This window comes from Pseudomonas sp. N40(2020) (assembly GCF_014472415.1).
GTDB lineage: Bacteria > Pseudomonadota > Gammaproteobacteria > Pseudomonadales > Pseudomonadaceae > Aquipseudomonas.
Map to the genome: position 1 here is coordinate 14,403 of NZ_JACSZV010000031.1, position 17,892 is coordinate 32,294.

Genomic DNA, 17,892 nt, shown 5'->3' on the forward strand with positions numbered 1-17,892 from the left:
CACAAGCGTGAACGGCCATCTATCATCCCCTCTAACTGAGCAGTTTCTCAGTGATGCGCCGTTGCCCGGCCTGCATTCAAGATCCCACTTTCATGCGACAGGATGCGCTCATGCCTTTAACTATCAGAACCCGCCGCAAGCGCATGACCCGCATCGTCGTCACACTGTTCAGTGGCTTGCTCCCGATTTTACTGGGCAGCTTAATTCTTTATATGCAGGCGGAACGAACGCTGCAGCAAAGTTCACAACAGACCGCCGAGGAGGCGTTGCGTCAGTTTGAGTTGATGCTCGACAACACCGCCCAAGCCGCTCAGGAACTGCTGCCACTGGCCGGCCAACGCTGCGAAGACGTCAAATTGGCCCTGCGCGAGCAAGTCACCCGCCGCCCTTTCGTACGCTCCACCAATCTGGTGTGGGACGACAACCTCTATTGCAGCTCGTTGTTCGGAGACTATAAGGAAGCCGTCAATGCCGGCGACTACAACGATGGCAAGTTGTGGTTGATGAACGGCAACCCGGTGACGCCCAATACGGCATTGCTGGTGTATCGACTCAGTGAAGGTCGCGGCGGTGCATTGACGACACTGGATGGCTATCACTTGAGCAACATGCTGCGCCTGATCGGCCGGCAGACGCTGCTGTTGCTGCAAGTGGGCGACAACTGGTTGTCCGCCGATGGCAAAGTCCATCAAGGTGCCCTGCCCGCTTTCCCGGTAGCGCAAAGCATGCTGGATTCTTCCCGCTATGCATTCAACGTGTCTGCCGGGTTTCCCAGCGGTGAAACCTGGCGTTATATGGCCCACGAATACCCGCCGCTGTTCAGCCTGTTGATTTTTTTTGGTGTGGTCTCCGGCGCAATCGGGCACGTCTTGCAAAAGCGCTCCACTTCGCCGAGCCATGAAATGCTCCGTGCCCTGGAAGCCGGCGAGTTCATTCCGTACTTCCAGCCCGTGGTTCATGGCGATAGCAAGAAATGGTCGGGCGCCGAAGTCTTGATGCGCTGGAATCACCCCAAGGAAGGCCTGGTGCGTCCGGATCTGTTTATCCCGTTCGCCGAGCATTCGGGCCTGATTGTGCCGATGACCCGCGCCTTGATGCAGCAGACCGCAGCATTACTCGGGCCACAGTCATCGACCTTCGCCACACCGTTTCACATCGGCATAAACATCACGGCAAGCCATTGTCAGGATCTGGTACTGGTGAAGGATTGCCGCGAGTTTCTCGCCGCCTTCGTTCCCGACAGCATCCACCTGGTGCTGGAGCTCACCGAGCGCGAGCTGATCGAGCCCACCGACACGACACGACAACTGTTCGAACAGTTGCGCGCGCTGGGCGTGATGATCGCCATCGACGACTTCGGCACCGGTCATTCGAGTCTTGGTTACTTGCGCAAATTCAATGTGGACTTCCTCAAGATCGACCAGAGCTTCGTTGCCATGATCGGCATCGATGCGCTCTCACGGCACATACTGGACTCCATCATCGAACTCTCGGCCAAGCTTGATCTGGGCATTGTTGCCGAAGGTGTCGAAACTCAGGCGCAAGCCGACTATCTGACCGCGCACAAAGTCAACTTTCTACAGGGCTATCTGTACGGCAAACCCATGCCGGCGGCAGACTTCATTAGTGCATTAAGTCACCATTAACTAAATTGACTTATGCGTGACACGCCGACAAGGCGCACCAAATTGATACAAAAAGTCCACTGCTGTTACATGAAGACAACATCAGGATTTACTCCTGAGGCATTAACAACTACAATTTTTCTTGCCTGCGCAAAGATTGGCAGGTGAGCCAATTATCACCGAGTCGCTACAGGGCTCTTGGCTTATAGCTTTGTTTGCGGTTGGTATCAGCCAAATACACTATTGGAGTAAAGATATTGTCCAGACTCGCTGAATTTCGTGCAGCTGAAAAGGCCCTTCAGGAACAGCTCAAGCAGTTGGAATCGCTGAAGAACGATGCCGGGCTCAAGAAAGAAATCGAATTCGAAGAAAAGCTCCAGGGGCTGATGAAAACCTACGGCAAAGGCCTGAAAGACATCATCGCCATTCTCGACCCGAATCCGGCTAAATCCGGCCTGCAAACCGCTGCAGCACCTAAAACCCGCCGCGCTCGCGTGGTCAAGGTCTATCACAATCCGCATACCGGTGAACTGATTGAGACCAAGGGCGGCAACCACCGTGGCCTGAAAGCCTGGAAGGAACAATACGGTGCAGGCACCGTTGACTCCTGGTTGCGCGGTTAATCTGACGCCAACAAAAAGCCCTGCATACGCAGGGCTTTTTTTATTGACAATATCTAACAAATGAAATGAATTTCATCGTTAAAGTTGCGACTTTTCTGTAACGTTTCCGAGCCAGCGAGCTAAACATTTTGCTGCTCGATGTTGCGACCTGGAGCAACGTTAAACTTTATGCTTAATCCCTTCGGGTATCTAATCCTGTCTTGAATAGAGCAGGCGTCTAAAGTTTTAGGCTGTTTTTCACTGCTACTATTTCGTCTGAACTCGCCTTATAGACGTCAGCCTGACCGGCATACGAAAGGACATAAGCCTTATCCGCTTCGATGGCTGCGACGAGCGTTTGCGATAACACATGCCGACCGTTTTCAGTCACCGTACAAGTCGTCTCCAGCGCAGACAAAGAACCGAGCGTCGCAGGATGCACCTTGTTGCAGACACTTTGATAACCCCCCTGAAAAAAGTCCTTTTGTATCGACTTGCGCATTTCCAGCAACACGCCCTGCAAATTGACCTGGTGACCCGGCTCCACCTGAGTCATGGTCAATTCCATCACCATCACTTGATTGCCATCGGCATCATTCTTCACCGCCCGCTGCCGGAAAACCTGTGGCGCGGTATCAGCCAGCGCTTCGACCTCCCAACCTGCGGGCCAAGTGATGCCTGGGGGGTCGGCAAACACGGCCGGCGCGACAAACGCCAGGCCAAAGAAAACAAACAGGGTTTTGAACAGTCGGATCATTGCCGGCAACACTCGCAGATTGAACCACAAAGTCTGAGGCCCACCCGCACACAGAGCAAGCCCGCGCTTTGGGTTTGGCGATGCCGGCAGGCATGCGTATCATTGCGCCCATTCACTCGCCCCATTGTTACGGAGGGCCTATGAGCCTGCAAGAACTGAACACTTTCCCTGGCGTCACTGCCACCCCGGACAGCGCAACCCACAACTTCGTTTTCAACCACACCATGCTGCGTGTGAAGAACATCACTCAGTCGCTGGACTTCTACACACGCGTGCTGGGTTTCTCCCTGGTCGAGAAACGCGACTTCCCGGAAGCCGAGTTCAGCCTGTACTTCCTGGCCCTGGTCGACAAAGCGCAGATCCCGGCCGACGCCGCTGCCCGCACCGAGTGGATGAAGTCGATACCGGGCATTCTGGAATTGACCCACAACCACGGCACCGAAAACGATGCTGAGTTTGCCTATCACAACGGCAACACCGACCCGCGTGGTTTCGGCCACATCTGCATCTCGGTGCCGGATATCGTCGCCGCTTGCGCGCGTTTTGAAGAACTGGGCTGTGATTTCCAGAAACGCCTCACCGATGGCCGCATGAAGAGTCTGGCGTTTATCAAGGACCCGGATGGCTATTGGGTTGAGATCATCCAGCCAGCACCGATGTAAAAAGATCGCAGCCTGCGGCAGGCTGCGATCTTTTGTTACACCCACACAAAACCCCATGATCACTCATGGGGTTTTGTGCTTTAAGGCTTGGCGTTTACGCCGGAGCCGAAGTACGGATCAAGTGATCGAACGCGCTCAGCGAAGCCTTGGCGCCCTCGCCCACCGCGATGACGATCTGCTTGTACGGCACAGTGGTCACGTCACCGGCAGCGAAGATGCCCGGGATCGACGTTTCACCACGGTTATCGACAATGATCTCGCCGCGTGGCGACAGCTCGATAGTGCCTTTGAGCCAATCAGTGTTCGGCAGCAGACCGATCTGCACAAAAATCCCTTCCAGTTCGACGTTGCGCAGTTCGTCAGTATTGCGATTTTTGTAACGCAGGCCGTTGACCTTTTCACCATTGCCGCTGACTTCGGTGGTTTGCGCGCTGGTGATCACAGTGACGTTCGGCAGGCTGTGCAACTTGCGCTGCAACACGGCGTCAGCACGCAGCTGTACATCAAACTCAAGCAAGGTTACGTGAGACACGATACCGGCCAGGTCAATCGCCGCTTCAACGCCGGAGTTACCACCGCCAATCACCGCGACACGCTTGCCTTTGAATAGCGGACCGTCGCAGTGCGGGCAGTACGCCACACCTTTGTTGCGGTACTCCTGCTCGCCCGGGACGTTCATTTCACGCCACCGCGCACCGGTCGCCAGAATCACGCTCTTGGCTTTGAGGGTCGCGCCGCTGGCGAAGCGGACTTCGTGCAGCTCGCCGTTTTTGCCCGGGATCAGTTTGTCGGCGCGCTGCAGGTTCATGATGTCGACGTCGTACTGTTTGACGTGTTCTTCCAGTGCAGTGGCCAGTTTCGGGCCTTCGGTTTCCTGCACGGAAATGAAATTCTCGATGGCCATGGTGTCCAGCACTTGACCGCCGAAACGCTCAGCCGCAACGCCGGTACGAATGCCTTTGCGTGCAGCGTAAATAGCTGCCGAAGCACCAGCCGGGCCACCGCCGACGACCAGCACGTCGAAGGCTTCTTTGGCGCTGATTTTCTCGGCTTGACGCTCGATGGCGCCAGTGTCGAGTTTGGCGAGGATTTCTTCCAGGCCCATACGGCCCTGGCCGAAGTTCTCACCATTCAAGTAGATGCTTGGCACGGCCATGATCTTGCGATCGTTGACTTCGTCCTGGAACAGCGCGCCGTCAATGGCGACGTGGCGGATGTTCGGGTTGAGTACGGCCATCAGATTCAGTGCCTGGACGACGTCCGGGCAGTTCTGGCAGGACAGCGAGAAGTAAGTCTCGAAGCTGAACTCACCTTTGAGCGAGCGGATCTGCTCGATCACTTCAACACTGGCTTTCGATGGGTGGCCGCCGACTTGCAGCAGGGCCAGCACCAGCGAAGTGAATTCGTGGCCCATCGGGATGCCGGCGAAGCGCAGACTGATGTCGGCGCCCGGGCGATTGATCGAGAACGATGGCTTGCGCGCATCATCACCGCTGTCGATCAGGGTAATTTGGCTCGAAAGACTGGCAACGTCTTTCAGCAGTTCCAGCATTTCACGGGATTTCGCACCGTCGTCGAGAGAAGCAACGATCTCGATCGGCTGGGTGACCCGTTCCAGGTACGATTTCAACTGGGCTTTAAGATTGGCGTCCAACATACGGGCGATTTCCTTTATTTGAGGCGAAAAAAAGCCCGAGCGAATCTCGCCCGGGCTTTTCTATTGGGCGGTGCAGCTTACTTAAGTAGGTGCGGAGTTCCGCCCTGAGTTGCGTGTCACAGACTTAGATCTTGCCGACCAGGTCCAGGGACGGAGCCAGAGTGGCCTCGCCTTCTTTCCACTTGGCTGGGCAAACTTCGCCCGGGTGAGCGGCAACATACTGAGCAGCCTTGATTTTACGCAGCAGCTCGGAAGCGTCACGGCCAACGCCGCCATCGTTCAGTTCAACGATTTTGATCTGGCCTTCAGGGTTGATCACGAAGGTGCCACGGTCAGCCAAGCCAGCTTCTTCGATCAGTACGTCGAAATTGCGGGAGATGGCGTGGGTCGGGTCGCCGATCATGGTGTATTCGATTTTGCCGATGGCTGGCGAAGTGTTGTGCCAGGCAGCGTGAGCGAAGTGGGTGTCGGTGGAAACGCTGTAGATCTCTACGCCCAGCTTCTGGAAGGCAGCGTAGTTGTCAGCCAGGTCTTCCAGTTCGGTTGGGCAAACGAAGGTGAAGTCAGCTGGGTAGAAGAACACCACCGACCACTTGCCTTTCAGGTCAGCGTCCGAGACTTGAACGAAGTCGCCGTTTTTGAACGCGGTAGCTTTGAACGGTTTTACTTGGCTGTTGATGATAGGCATTGATGACTCTCCGTCAGGGGTTATGAAGTTGATGGGGTGAATCCTACCCACTCACTCGACGGATGGCTCATTGGCAAACCTGATGCTGCTGATTTGTTTTCGCTATTAGCAGACTGTATTAATAGAAGAAAACGATATCTACGACGAAGCCGGTTTATCCGTAATCCGAGCCATCTCTTGAAAGGGGCTGGCTTCAACATAGCGCATGGCTGACTGCATATCCTTCCAGCCTACGTAACTCATCAGTGATTTGAGATCCCAGCCGCTTTGATGCGCCCACGTTGCGAAGCCGCGGCGCAACGAGTGGCTGGTGTAACGTTCGGCGGCAATCCCGGCACGCTCCAGAGCCTGGCGCAATAACGGGATGATGCTGTTGGCATGCAAGCCCTCCTCGTTCAAATTGCCCCAGCGATCGATACCGCGGAACACCGGACCGCGCACGAGCGCCACTTCGGTGATCCAGTCGATGTAAGCCTGCACCGGGCACAGCTTCAACAGTGCCGGGGTCTGGTAGGTCTGGCCAAGGTTTTCCCGGTCGCCTTTGCTGCGCGGCAGATACAACGTAATGCCACGCCCTGCGTGCGCTTGCACATGCTCAATCTGCAAGCGGCACAACTCATCACTGCGGAAGCCGCGCCAGAAGCCCAGAAGAATCAGCGCCCGGTCGCGATAAGCCTTGAGCAACAACGGACGATCCTGTTGTTCTCTGGCGGTTTGAATCTCTTGTTCCAGCCAATCGACAACGCGCTCCAGATCCTGCAACTGCAAAGGCTCGGCCTGTTTTTCCTGCGCCGGATGCAGCGCCCGAATGCCTTTGAACACCTTGCGCACCATCGGCGCTTTTGTCGGATCGGCAAACCCCTGACTGTTGTGCCATTGCGCCAGCGCAGATAAACGCAACTTCAACGTGTTGATCGACAGCACGCCCGCATGCGCCACCAGATAACGCGCAACACTTTCTGCTGTTGCCGGCAAGAAACCACCCCAGGTGATTTCGAAATGCTCGATGGCCGCGCGATAACTGCGGCGGGTGTTTTCACGGGTGGCGGCTTGCAGGTAGCGATCGAGGTCGCTCATGGGCTGTTTTCTCGCTGGCGTACTGATTCAAGGATGCAGAAACGCATTTTGCCGTCTGACACTGGGTAATACCAGTATATCCCGCCTCTTTAATTTCAAAGATTTACCTTTATTCCTTAGATGGTACACTGCGTACTTTAGTGGCATGTACTACAGTACGTAACCGTAGGAGTTCACATGGCCCGTGGCGGCATTACCAAAGCGCTGGTTCAGATCGCGCGCACAGCGATCCTGGCCCGCGGCGAACACCCGAGCATCGATGCAGTACGCATTGAAATGGGCAATACCGGCTCGAAAACCACGATCCATCGTTATTTGAAAGAGCTGGATGACGGCGCCCAACCGATCGAAGCGTCGGCAGAACCCATCGATGACGAGCTGACAGCGTTGGTTTCGCGGCTCGCTCAGCGCCTCAAAGAACAAGCGCAAGAGCCTATCGAGCAGGCTCGCGAGCAGTTTGAAGAACAGCGAGAGACACTCGAATCGGAGCTGAAGCAGACACGCCAGACACTGGAACAACTGGAGCAACAGCACGAGATCCAAGGCGCTGCACTGGAACGTGAATCCGAAGCGCTGAGCAACACCCGCTCAATGCTGCAGACCGAACAAACCCGCAACGCCGGCCTGAATCAGGCATTGGCCGATTTTGAGTTGCGCTTGCAGGACAAAGACGAGCAGATTCGCTCACTGGAAGAAAAGCATCTGCATGCACGCGACGCGCTGGAGCATTACCGCAACGCCACCAAAGAACAGCGCGAACAGGAACAGAGTCGCCACGAAGGGCAAGTGCAGCAGTTGCAGGCAGAACTGCGCCAGGCGCAACAGAGTGCGCTGGTACGTCAGGACGAGATCACTCAACTGCACCGTGACAACGAGCGCCTGCTTACCGAAAACCGCGGCACCCAGCGCGAACTGAGCCTTATGCAGGATCAGCTCAAGCACAGCAACCAGCGCCAGGATCAACTGCTGGAGCAAGCGACCCGCGTCGACAGCGAGCGCACCCTCCTCCAGGAACGCTTGCGCGTGGCATCACTGGAAACCCAGACGCTCAAGCAGAACGTCGAAGAGCAAACGCAACTTAATCAGTCACTCGAGAAGGCATTGAGCAAAGCTCGGACGAGCCTGGAAGAGAGCCAGCGTCTGGCGGCTACCGTTGCGGCAGCGCCAGACTCGGCCAAACAGAAAGACGCTTAAGCGCCGACCGGCGTACGCATGGTGACGAACTCTTCGGCGGCCGTCGGGTGTACCCCGATCGTGTCGTCGAAGTCGCGCTTGGTCGCGCCAGCTTTCAACGCGACCGCCAGGCCTTGGACGATTTCGCCCGCGTCCGGGCCGACCATGTGGCAACCGAGCACTTTGTCGGTGTTGCCGTCGACCACCAGCTTCATCAGCGTTTTCTCCTGACATTCGGTCAGGGTCAGCTTCATCGGCCGGAAGCGGCTCTCGAAGATCACCACGTCATGACCTGCATCGCGCGCCTCTTCCTCGGTCAAACCGACAGTGCCAATGTTCGGCAGACTGAATACCGCCGTCGGGATCATCTTGTAATCAACCGGACGGTATTGCTCCGGCTTGAACAGACGCCGCGCTACCGCCATACCTTCAGCCAATGCCACCGGCGTCAACTGCACGCGACCGATCACGTCACCCAGCGCCAGAATCGATGGCTCGCTGGTCTGATACTGCTCGTCGACCTTGATGAAGCCTTTGTCATCGAGCTGCACGTCAGTGTTTTCCAGCCCCAGGTTGTCCAACATCGGACGGCGACCTGTGGCGTAGAAGATGCAATCCGCCTCCAGCACGCGGCCATCCTTGAGCGTGGCTTTCAGGCTGCCGTCGGCTTGCTTGTCGATGCGTGCAATGTCGGCGTTGAATTGCAGATCCATGCCTCGCTTGGTCAGCTCTTCCTGCAAATGCTTGCGTACCGAACCGTCGAAACCGCGCAGGAACAGATCGCCGCGGTACAGCAATGTGGTGTTCGCGCCGAGACCATGGAAAATCCCCGCGAATTCGACCGCGATGTAACCACCGCCCACAACCAATACACGCTTGGGCAACTCTTTAAGGAAGAACGCCTGATTGGAGCTGATCGCGTGCTCATGCCCCGGGATCTCCGGAATCTGCGGCCAGCCACCGGTAGCAATCAGAATATTTTTGGCCGTGAAGCGCTCACCATTCACCTCAACCTCATGCGGGCCGACGATTTTGGCGTGCGCCTCGTGCAGGGTCACGCCACTGTTAACCAGCAGATTGCGATAGATGCCGTTAAGGCGATTGATCTCGCGATCCTTGTTGGCGATCAACGTCGACCAATCAAAATCCGCCTCACCCAGGCTCCAGCCGAAGCCTGCTGCTTGCTCAAAGTCCTCGGCGAAATGCGCGCCGTACACCAACAGTTTTTTCGGCACGCAGCCAACGTTGACGCAAGTACCGCCCAGATAACGGCTCTCGGCAACCGCCACTTTCGCACCGAACCCGGCAGCAAAACGCGCAGCCCGCACACCGCCGGAACCGGCACCAATCACATAAAGGTCAAAATCGTAGGCCATTTCTATCTCCTCGGCAGGGGATCAGCATACCTGTAGACATCCATTGGGCAAGCACTGCTATCCATATAAGGACGGAAAATGAAAAAGCCACCCGAAGGTGGCTTTTTCGTACAGACGGATCAAGCGCTATCAGTAAGCCTTGCCAGTCTTGTAGAAGTTTTCGAAGCAGAAGTTGGTTGCGTCGATGTAGCCTTCGGCGCCACCGCAGTCAAAACGCTTGCCTTTGAACTTGTAGGCCATTACGCAGCCGTTCTGGGCTTGTTTCATCAGGGCGTCGGTGATCTGGATTTCGCCGCCCTTGCCTGGTTCGGTCTGTTCGATCAGGTCGAAGATGTCCGGGGTCAGGATGTAACGACCGATGATTGCCAGGTTCGACGGAGCATCTTCCGGCTTTGGCTTCTCGACCATGCTGTGAACGCGGTAGATGTCGTCGCGGATCATCTCGCCGGAGATAACGCCGTACTTGTTGGTTTCCTGCGGATCGACTTCCTGGATGGCCACAATAGAGCAGCGGAATTGCTTGTACAGCTTGACCATCTGGGTCAGTACGCCGTCGCCTTCGAGGTTGACACACAGGTCGTCCGCCAGCACCACGGCGAACGGTTCGTCACCGATCAGCGGGCGACCGGTCAGGATCGCGTGGCCCAGACCTTTCATTTCGGTCTGACGGGTGTAGGAGAACGAGCACTCGTCCAGCAGTTTGCGGATGCCAACCAGGTATTTCTCCTTGTCGGTGCCTTTGATCTGGTTTTCCAGCTCGTAGCTGATGTCGAAGTGGTCTTCCAGAGCGCGCTTGCCACGACCGGTAACGATCGAGATTTCAGTCAGGCCAGCGTCCAGAGCTTCTTCAACGCCGTACTGGATCAGTGGCTTGTTTACCACCGGCAGCATTTCTTTGGGCATGGCTTTAGTCGCTGGCAGGAAGCGAGTACCGTAACCGGCTGCTGGGAACAAGCATTTCTTGATCATATAAGTCCTTGAAAGGGCTGTGTGTACGAGTTTCGGCGCAGTCTAATCAGGCGGCGTGCACCTTACAATGCCCCGCACTGGCTAACCGATGCCAACATAGAGAAATATTCTCGCTGATAGTTCCATCGGCATTTTTGCGCAACCAGATCAGCGTAGCTCAAAGATGCCGGCAAGCAGAACCACCATACGCTCATCGCCCCCCAATGCGAGCATTTGCCGGTATCATGGCGACTTTGAACCAGCGAACGAGACAGATAGATGGCCGCGGTAAAAATCATCAACGGGTATGTGATCGACAAGAAAGACGGCAAGTGGACTCTGACGACTACCAATGGCGAACACATCGCCGGGCCTTTCAATAGCGAACAGCTGGCGACTGATGTAGCGTCGGTGTTCACCGATACCCCAGCGTCGGCGAAGCGTCGCGGCAAAGATAAAGATAAAGATCAGGATTGATCTCCAGCGGCGCAAGCAGAGCCCTGCCATCGTGCAGGGCTTTTTTGTGTCTGGCCAAACAACAGTCGCAAACAAGTGGCCAATCGCTATAACCTTTTCACACCGGCGCTGTCAGAGCGTCTAGTCCCCCCCTCGCTGAAGACGACAACTATGAACATGAAAGTATTTTTGCCACTGATTGCGGTACTGGTAATGAGCGGCTGTGCCACTTCAGAGCCTACCACCCTGAACAACGGCGAACAGGGCCTCACCATCGACTGCTCCGGTGAAGCCAACTCTTGGGCCACCTGCTATGAGAAGGCAGACGCCTCTTGCGCAGGCACCGGCTATCGCATCATCGGCACCGACGGTACGCCAGCGCCTAAGGAAAGCGACAAGACACTGGGCGTCGATGTCGGCAACTACAAGAACCGCAGCGTGGTGGTGGTCTGCAAATAGACGCTACATATGAATTTCAGCAAATTTGATTCCGAGCCCGCGTACGACTTCGATCAGATCGTCGAGTCGATTGAATGACTCGACTTCGTCGTTCTCGTCCACCAGGAAGTAGCTGCGGCCGGCGCTTTTCTTGAAAAATACGATCCACTCGCCCGAGTTCGCCGGGTTCTGGATTACATGGGTGGCAGAGATAAGGCCCTCTACATGGCGCTCCCGCACTTGCTCTCGCTTCATCGCGACTCCATAAATGAAAATGCCGTCACAGCATGACTGTGACGGCATCGATGCTGATGACCCACAGTCTATCAGCCGGAAATACACGCATTGGCAGCGTTGCGCACATCGTGCGGGCGAACAGGCACATTGGACATGCGCTCATGCAGCTTGATGCTGCTGCCGCCGGAGCGATCTTCGATATCGAATACGGCGGCCGGGCCTGAGGACAGTTTGCCCGGAACAATAACGCGAACCCCATCCTTGTGCGGTTGCACCTGCAGCGCGCCGCGGCTGTCAGCCAGTTTTTCGGTCAGGCACTGCGCGTACTCCTGGGGTTTCTTTCCGGAGATCACGCTCACAGTCGGCAGCGTTTCATTGATTTCGGAAACGCTCGCACAACCACCCACAGCCAAAACCAACGGCAGACACACCACACCCCACTTCATACAAAACCTCCGTTAAAGACCGTCCGACAGCAAAAATGCCGTTTTTCTCCGGGGCCTTCTGCATTTAACCCGCATCCAATCGCGAATATCTGTTCAAAATTGTCAAAGCAACGCCCGACGGCCCGATAATAACCCGTGCGGGCTGATAAACTGCGCGCAATTACAAGCTATCGTTTTGATTTAGTAGAAAAAGCCCTTCTGGAGGCGCCCATGAAATTCATTCACCAGCGCGAGCACCTCAACGAAGACGACATCGTCGTCATCCAGTGCTCGCAAACCTGCAACATCCGTTTGATGAGCGATGCCAACTTCCGCAGCTTCAAAAATGGCGGTCGTCACTCTTACCACGGCGGCGCTTTCGACACGTTCCCGGCGCGTATCACCGCGCCGAGCACCGGTTTCTGGAACATCACCATCGACACCGTCACCACCCGGGCAATCAGCGTTACACGCAAACCGACGCTGACGCATTCGATCAAGATCATCCGCCGCTCCAGCTCCAAACTCAGCTGAGCCGCCCCGCCCACACAGACAGGTATTCATGACCGTGGCCCAAACGACCAAATACGTCATCAAGTACAAACTCAACGGTGAACGCCGCTTCGAGTTCGCGCAGCTGGAAAACGGCACCGCCGAAGAAGCCAAAGCTGCGCTGGACGCGATCCACGGCCAGAGCGAAGACGTGATCAGCGAGATCGCCGTCAGCAAAGCGCTGTAAGACTGCGGCAGGAATTCAACCGCAAGCGGCGGAGTGATCTGCCGCTGGGGCCTGCCTAGACTGGCCGCCTCGACCTTGAGTCAAGGAGTCAGCATGTCGATGTCACCCTCCCGGCTGGATGCGCTCGACTGGGCCAGCCTGGAACAGCAACTGGATCAGGACGGCTGCGCGATCATCCGTTCGCTGCTGCATGCCGAGAGCTGTGATCGCTTGAGCGGCCTGTATTCGCAGACCGAACCGTTTCGTTCGCAGGTCATCATGGCCCGCCACGGTTTCGGTCGCGGCGAATACAAGTACTTCCGCTATCCACTTCCCACGACCGTAGAACGTCTGCGCACTGCGCTCTATCCGCGCCTGGTGCCAATCGCCAACCGCTGGCACGAACGGATGGGCCTGCCCACTCGCTTCCCGCCGACCCACGCAGCATTTCTGCAGAGCTGTCATAGCGCCGGGCAGTTACGCCCTACTCCACTGTTATTGCAGTACGGCCCACAGGACTACAACTGCCTGCATCAAGACCTGTATGGCGAACGGGTTTATCCGCTGCAAGTGGCAATTCTTCTGTCAGAGCCCGGGCACGACTTCACCGGCGGCGAGTTCGTGCTCACCGAGCAACGCCCGCGCATGCAGTCCCGGCCGCAAGTGCTGGACTTGAAGAAAGGCGACGCGGTGATTTTTGCCGTCAACCAACGTCCGGTCAAAGGCGTGCGCGGTGACTATCGGGTGACCATGCGTCATGGTGTCAGTCGCCTGCACAGTGGAAAAAGGCATACCCTAGGCATCATCTTTCACGACGCCACATAACCGCCATGCAGCCTCACACGTTCGATTTGTTCGCTGACAACGAACCCGCACAACAATCACGCGCCGAACAGATCGGCGAACAATCGTGGGTGCTTCGCGGGTTTTCCCTGCCGCTTATCGAGCAATTGCTGCCGGCGCTGGATGCCATTCTTGTCGCCGCCCCGCTTCGCCACATGGTCACACCGGGCGGCTTCAGCATGTCGGTGGGCACCAGCAGTTGTGGGGAGCTGGGCTGGATCACCGATCGCAGCGGCTATCGTTACTCGCGTGTCGATCCGCTCAGCGGATTGCCCTGGCCGCAGATGCCAGCAGTGTTTGTTGATCTGGCGCATGCGGCGGCGCTGGAATCGGGTTTTTCCGACTTCAAGGCAGACTCCTGTCTCATCAACCAATATGTCCCCGGCGCGAAGATGTCACTGCATCAGGACAAAGACGAAAACGCCTACGCGGCGCCGATCGTTTCGCTGTCGCTAGGGTTGCCGGCAATGTTTCTGTTCGGCGGATTCGCTCGAAGCGACAAGAGACAGCGAATTCCTTTGCTGCATGGCGATATGGTGATCTGGGGCGGCGTCGATCGTTTGCGCTTTCATGGGGTTTTGCCGATCAAGCAGGGTCGGCATCCACGACTGGGTGAACAACGGATCAATCTGACTTTTCGCGTTGCTGGATAAGCTGCAAAAGTTTGACCGCAAGGCCCGGAGTGTTGCGTCCACCCACGCTGGTTAACCTGAATCAAACAGGTCAACGGATTACCCACCATGAAAACGCTTTCAACCCGCGTCAACGCTGAAGACGATCCACGTTGGGCCGCCGTGGTAGCGCGGGATCCAAGGGCAGACGGGCAATTTGTCTATGCCGTTAAAACCACTGGCATTTACTGCCGCCCGAGCAGTCTTGCGCGGTTGCCGAAACCACAGAATGTCGAGTTCTTCGACACTGCCCAACAGGCTGAAGCCGCCGGTTATCGCCCCAGCAAACGAGCGAGCAAGGATCAAAGTGACGTGAGCGCTCAGCATGCCGCCACGGTGGCGACAGCCTGCCGCCAGATCGAGTCCGCCGAAACCTTGCCGGCACTCAACGAACTCGCTGAGAAAGCCGGGTTAAGCCCCTTTCATTTCCACCGTGTATTCAAAGCCGCGACAGGACTGACGCCCAAGGGTTACGCCAGTGCGCACCGCTCGCGCAAAGTCCGTGAACGTCTGGCGGACGGAGGTTCTGTGACCGATGCGCTGTATGACGCGGGTTTCAATTCCAACAGCCGTTTTTATGAAGCCGCTGATCAGTTGTTGGGAATGAAGCCCGGCGACTACCGCGCCGCCGGGCGGAACAACGACATTCGATTCGCCGTCGGGCAATGTTCACTCGGGGCGATTCTGGTGGCACAGAGCGAACGCGGCGTTTGCGCGATCCTGCTAGGCGACGATCCTCACCAACTGGTGTGTGACCTCCAGGACCAGTTCCGCAAGGCGAACCTGATTGGCGCCGACTCTGGATTTGAACAGTTGATCGCCAAAGTGGTGGGTTTTATCGAGACACCGGCCATTGGCCTGGATTTGCCGCTGGATGTGCGCGGCACTGCTTTTCAGGAACGCGTCTGGCAGGCACTTCGGGAAATTCCGCTCGGCAGCACCGCCAGTTACACCGAGATTGCCCAGCGCATCGGCGCGCCGACCTCCATGCGCGCCGTGGCTCAAGCGTGCGGGGCTAACCGCCTGGCGGTGGCGATCCCTTGCCACCGCGTGGTGCGCAGCGATGGCAATCTCTCGGGCTACCGCTGGGGGGTGGAGCGCAAACGGCAATTGCTTGAGCGCGAGACGCAGCCTTAGCGACTGAATCAGCGATTGACGTCAACCACAACCCGTCCGCGAAGTTGTCCGGCCAGTAGTTTTGGCGCGGCTTCAATGACTTCGCTCAAGGCAATTTCATGACTGATCAATGGCAGCAAAGTGAAGTCCAGATCCCTGGCCAGACGATCCCACGCTTCAAGGCGACGCGCCTTGGGTTGGGTCACGCTGTTGATACCCGCCAAGGTGACACCACGCAAAATGAACGGCGCTACCGACGCTGGAAAATCCATGCCTTGCGCCAGACCGCACGCGGCGACGGTACCTTCTGCACGCGTACTGGCGCAGGCATTGGCCAACGTATGGCTGCCGACCGAGTCGATTACCGCTGCCCAGCGTTCCTTGGCCAGCGGTTTGCCCGGTTCGGACAGGGTCGCGCGGTCGATGATTTCGCTGGCGCCCAACTGCTTCAGGTATTCATGCTCAGACACCCGGCCGGTGGACGCCACTACTCGATAGCCTAGCTTGCTGAGCAGCGCGATAGCGAAACTGCCGACGCCGCCGTTAGCGCCAGTGACGAGTACCTCGCCCTGCTCCGGCGTCACGCCATTACGTTCAAGCGCCAGAATGCACAGCATTGCAGTGTATCCGGCGGTACCGACGGCCATCGCCTGTGCTGCCGTAAAAGCCTTGGGCAGTGGAATCAGCCAGTCACCATTGAGCCGTGCCTTCTGCGCCAGGCCACCCCAATGGCTTTCGCCGACGCCCCAGCCATTGAGCAGCACCTGGTCGCCCACTTTATAGTCAGGATGGGAACTGACTTCGACCGTGCCTGCCAGATCGATCCCCGGCACCAGCGGAAATTTGCGCACCACCGGGCTGCTGCCGGTAATCGCCAAACCGTCCTTGAAGTTCAACGTGCTGTAGGCGACGTTGACCGTGACATCGCCTTCGGGCAACTGCTCTTCGTTGATCTGTTGCAGGTTGGCGCGGTAACCGTTGTCGTCTTTATTGATCAAAATACCGTTGAACATGATGGCCTCTCATGGAAGGGTTTGCGGTAGTCATGCCATTCAAATAGCACATCGCAACAGGTTGCCACACTCGACTTTCCGCCAATCGGCGAATCCCCGCCAACAACTTTGGCAATCAGCGTACTCGCGGTTTTCACAGCTGCTCGCAATTCCTGAACCATTCATTTGGCGGAGGCAGATTCCGTCAACGCTGAAAATCTGAATGTGACGTTCTGTATTTCAGAGTGGCCCTGAATCCGGTTTTACTGTTAAAAAACCGGCTCTGCCGTCCCTGCCCCGTTTTATCGTTCGGAGAACCGCCCCCATGAGCCCATGGCCAGATACCCGCATAGTCGACTTGCTCGGCATTGAACTGCCAGTCATTCAGGGCCCGATGGCCGGTGCCACGAACTCATCCATGGTGATTGCCGTGTGCAACGCCGGCGGCCTCGGGTCGATGCCGGCGGCGTTACTGAGCATCGAGCAGTTGCGCGAAGAACTGAAGACGATTCGTCAGCACACCGACAAGCCTTTCAACGTGAATTTTTTCTGTCACCAGCCGCCCGCAGCCGATGAGCAGCGGGCGCGCGACTGGAAGAATCTGCTGGAGCCGTACTACCGCGAGTTAGGCGTCGACTTCGATGCGCCAACACCCGTGTCCAACCGGGCGCCGTTCGATGCGGCGGCGTGCGAAGTGCTGGAGGAATTCCGGCCTGAGGTGGTGAGTTTTCACTTCGGCCTGCCGGAAAACTCCTTGCTCGATCGAGTGAAGGCCACCGGCGCAAAAATCCTCTCTTCTGCAACCACCGTCGATGAAGCGGTCTGGCTGGAGCAGAACGGTTGCGACGCGATCATCGCCATGGGCTATGAGGCCGGAGGCCATCGCGGGATGTTTCTCAGTGATGACTTGAGCAGCCAGGTCGGCACATTTGCCCTGGTGCCGCAGGTAGTCGATGCAGTGAAAGTGCCGGTGATTGCCGCCGGGGCGATTGCCGATGCCCGCGGTGCTGCGGCGGCGTTCATGCTGGGCGCTTCGGCGGTACAGGTCGGCACCGCGTATCTGTTCACCCCCGAAGCGAAAGTCAGCGCCTCGCATCACAAGGCATTGCGCACTGCCAAGGAAAGCGAAACAGCGATCACCAACCTTTTCACCGGGCGTCCCGCTCGCGGCATTCTCAACCGCGTCATGCGTGAACTGGGGCCGATGTCGCCGAAAGCACCGGCATTTCCGTTGGCCGGTGGGGCATTGATGCCATTGCGTGCGAAAGATGACGCGCAGTTCGCCAACCTGTGGGCCGGTCAGGCCTTCACACTGGGCAAGGACATCAGTAGCGCCGAGCTGACGCGGCAATTGGCCGAAGGTGCGTTGGCTAAGCTGACTCGGCGTTGACGGGTGAACAGGGTGAGGAAGCAAAGGTCTTTACCCTGATT

The 17,892-nt window shown here is 57.1% G+C and carries 21 protein-coding genes; 12 read left to right on the plus strand and 9 right to left on the minus strand.

The window, feature by feature from the left end; all coding sequences use genetic code 11:
• The first annotated feature begins 110 nt into the window (after nt 1-110).
• The gene (locus IAI51_RS19130) at nt 111-1,646 is read left to right on the plus strand and encodes an EAL domain-containing protein (protein ID WP_187679904.1); all 1,536 of its coding nucleotides are present in this window, start codon (nt 111-113) and stop codon (nt 1,644-1,646) included.
• A gap of 236 nt (nt 1,647-1,882) precedes the next feature.
• Nucleotides 1,883-2,248, plus strand: a complete 366-nt coding sequence (locus tag IAI51_RS19135; RefSeq protein ID WP_187679905.1) for a histone-like nucleoid-structuring protein, MvaT/MvaU family — start codon at nt 1,883-1,885, stop codon at nt 2,246-2,248.
• A 217-nt stretch (nt 2,249-2,465) separates the two neighbouring features.
• On the opposite strand, the gene IAI51_RS19140 is transcribed toward IAI51_RS19135, so the two are convergent.
• Nucleotides 2,466-2,984 carry a DUF4946 domain-containing protein gene (locus IAI51_RS19140; protein ID WP_187679906.1) on the minus strand — a complete coding sequence of 173 codons (519 nt, stop codon included), beginning with the start codon at nt 2,982-2,984 and terminating at the stop codon, nt 2,466-2,468.
• A gap of 140 nt (nt 2,985-3,124) precedes the next feature.
• Here IAI51_RS19140 and gloA point away from each other — a divergent pair, with 140 nt between their 5' ends.
• Entirely contained in the window at nt 3,125-3,646 is a 522-nt protein-coding gene (gene gloA / locus IAI51_RS19145) for a lactoylglutathione lyase (protein ID WP_187679907.1), read from the plus strand.
• A 94-nt stretch (nt 3,647-3,740) separates the two neighbouring features.
• Here gloA and ahpF read toward each other — a convergent pair whose 3' ends face one another.
• The 3 genes from ahpF to IAI51_RS19160 all read right to left on the minus strand — a co-directional run bounded on the left by ahpF (nt 3,741) and on the right by IAI51_RS19160 (nt 7,068).
• Nucleotides 3,741-5,303: an alkyl hydroperoxide reductase subunit F gene (gene ahpF, locus IAI51_RS19150; protein ID WP_187679908.1), complete on the minus strand. Its 1,563-nt coding sequence runs from the start codon at nt 5,301-5,303 to the stop codon at nt 3,741-3,743.
• 124 nt (nt 5,304-5,427) lie between these two features.
• Nucleotides 5,428-5,991, minus strand: a complete 564-nt coding sequence (gene ahpC / locus IAI51_RS19155; protein ID WP_034154256.1) for an alkyl hydroperoxide reductase subunit C — start codon at nt 5,989-5,991, stop codon at nt 5,428-5,430.
• A 138-nt stretch (nt 5,992-6,129) separates the two neighbouring features.
• A complete protein-coding gene (locus IAI51_RS19160) occupies nt 6,130-7,068 on the minus strand; it encodes a site-specific integrase (protein WP_187679909.1) in 939 nt (312 codons plus the stop codon).
• A 177-nt stretch (nt 7,069-7,245) separates the two neighbouring features.
• Between IAI51_RS19160 and IAI51_RS19165 the strand changes: the two genes are divergently transcribed.
• Nucleotides 7,246-8,262 carry a DNA-binding protein gene (locus tag IAI51_RS19165; RefSeq protein WP_187679910.1) on the plus strand — a complete coding sequence of 339 codons (1,017 nt, stop codon included), beginning with the start codon at nt 7,246-7,248 and terminating at the stop codon, nt 8,260-8,262.
• Here IAI51_RS19165 and gorA read toward each other — a convergent pair.
• On the minus strand, nt 8,259-9,617 hold the full coding sequence (gene gorA, locus IAI51_RS19170; protein ID WP_187679911.1) for a glutathione-disulfide reductase: 1,359 nt from the start codon (nt 9,615-9,617) through the stop codon (nt 8,259-8,261). The two genes, IAI51_RS19165 and gorA, sit on opposite strands and share 4 nt — an antisense overlap.
• Before the next feature lie 129 nt (nt 9,618-9,746).
• The gene (galU, locus tag IAI51_RS19175) at nt 9,747-10,586 is read right to left on the minus strand and encodes a UTP--glucose-1-phosphate uridylyltransferase GalU (RefSeq protein ID WP_105345983.1); all 840 of its coding nucleotides are present in this window, start codon (nt 10,584-10,586) and stop codon (nt 9,747-9,749) included.
• Nucleotides 10,587-10,844: 258 nt separating this feature from the next.
• On the opposite strand from galU, the gene IAI51_RS19180 reads away from it, so the two are divergent.
• Both IAI51_RS19180 and IAI51_RS19185 read left to right on the plus strand, forming a co-directional pair.
• The gene (locus IAI51_RS19180; protein ID WP_187679912.1) at nt 10,845-11,042 is read left to right on the plus strand and encodes a hypothetical protein; all 198 of its coding nucleotides are present in this window, start codon (nt 10,845-10,847) and stop codon (nt 11,040-11,042) included.
• A gap of 156 nt (nt 11,043-11,198) precedes the next feature.
• The gene (locus tag IAI51_RS19185) at nt 11,199-11,480 is read left to right on the plus strand and encodes a hypothetical protein (RefSeq protein ID WP_187679952.1); all 282 of its coding nucleotides are present in this window, start codon (nt 11,199-11,201) and stop codon (nt 11,478-11,480) included.
• A 3-nt stretch (nt 11,481-11,483) separates the two neighbouring features.
• Here the strand turns inward: IAI51_RS19185 and IAI51_RS19190 are convergent, their stop codons facing one another.
• Nucleotides 11,484-11,714 carry a hypothetical protein gene (locus IAI51_RS19190; protein WP_187679913.1) on the minus strand — a complete coding sequence of 77 codons (231 nt, stop codon included), beginning with the start codon at nt 11,712-11,714 and terminating at the stop codon, nt 11,484-11,486.
• Nucleotides 11,715-11,785: 71 nt separating this feature from the next.
• The gene (locus IAI51_RS19195; protein ID WP_187679914.1) at nt 11,786-12,142 is read right to left on the minus strand and encodes a hypothetical protein; all 357 of its coding nucleotides are present in this window, start codon (nt 12,140-12,142) and stop codon (nt 11,786-11,788) included.
• A 210-nt stretch (nt 12,143-12,352) separates the two neighbouring features.
• Here IAI51_RS19195 and IAI51_RS19200 point away from each other — a divergent pair, with 210 nt between their 5' ends.
• From IAI51_RS19200 to ada, 5 genes are all read left to right on the plus strand, one after another.
• Nucleotides 12,353-12,655, plus strand: coding sequence for a DUF1883 domain-containing protein (locus IAI51_RS19200; protein WP_042559354.1), 303 nt, complete (start codon nt 12,353-12,355; stop codon nt 12,653-12,655).
• Nucleotides 12,656-12,683: 28 nt separating this feature from the next.
• On the plus strand, nt 12,684-12,860 hold the full coding sequence (locus IAI51_RS19205) for a hypothetical protein (protein WP_187679915.1): 177 nt from the start codon (nt 12,684-12,686) through the stop codon (nt 12,858-12,860).
• A gap of 93 nt (nt 12,861-12,953) precedes the next feature.
• Complete coding sequence (locus tag IAI51_RS19210; RefSeq protein ID WP_187679916.1) at nt 12,954-13,664, plus strand: 2OG-Fe(II) oxygenase; 711 nt, start codon at nt 12,954-12,956, stop codon at nt 13,662-13,664.
• Between the two features lie 5 nt (nt 13,665-13,669).
• The gene (gene alkB / locus IAI51_RS19215; protein WP_187679917.1) at nt 13,670-14,335 is read left to right on the plus strand and encodes a DNA oxidative demethylase AlkB; all 666 of its coding nucleotides are present in this window, start codon (nt 13,670-13,672) and stop codon (nt 14,333-14,335) included.
• Between the two features lie 87 nt (nt 14,336-14,422).
• Nucleotides 14,423-15,490, plus strand: a complete 1,068-nt coding sequence (gene ada / locus IAI51_RS19220; protein WP_187679918.1) for a bifunctional DNA-binding transcriptional regulator/O6-methylguanine-DNA methyltransferase Ada — start codon at nt 14,423-14,425, stop codon at nt 15,488-15,490.
• Between the two features lie 8 nt (nt 15,491-15,498).
• Here ada and IAI51_RS19225 read toward each other — a convergent pair whose 3' ends face one another.
• Nucleotides 15,499-16,482: an MDR family oxidoreductase gene (locus tag IAI51_RS19225; protein WP_187679919.1), complete on the minus strand. Its 984-nt coding sequence runs from the start codon at nt 16,480-16,482 to the stop codon at nt 15,499-15,501.
• Nucleotides 16,483-16,786: 304 nt separating this feature from the next.
• Here IAI51_RS19225 and IAI51_RS19230 point away from each other — a divergent pair, with 304 nt between their 5' ends.
• Nucleotides 16,787-17,851, plus strand: coding sequence for an NAD(P)H-dependent flavin oxidoreductase (locus IAI51_RS19230; RefSeq protein WP_187679920.1), 1,065 nt, complete (start codon nt 16,787-16,789; stop codon nt 17,849-17,851).
• Nucleotides 17,852-17,892: the final 41 nt, after the last annotated feature.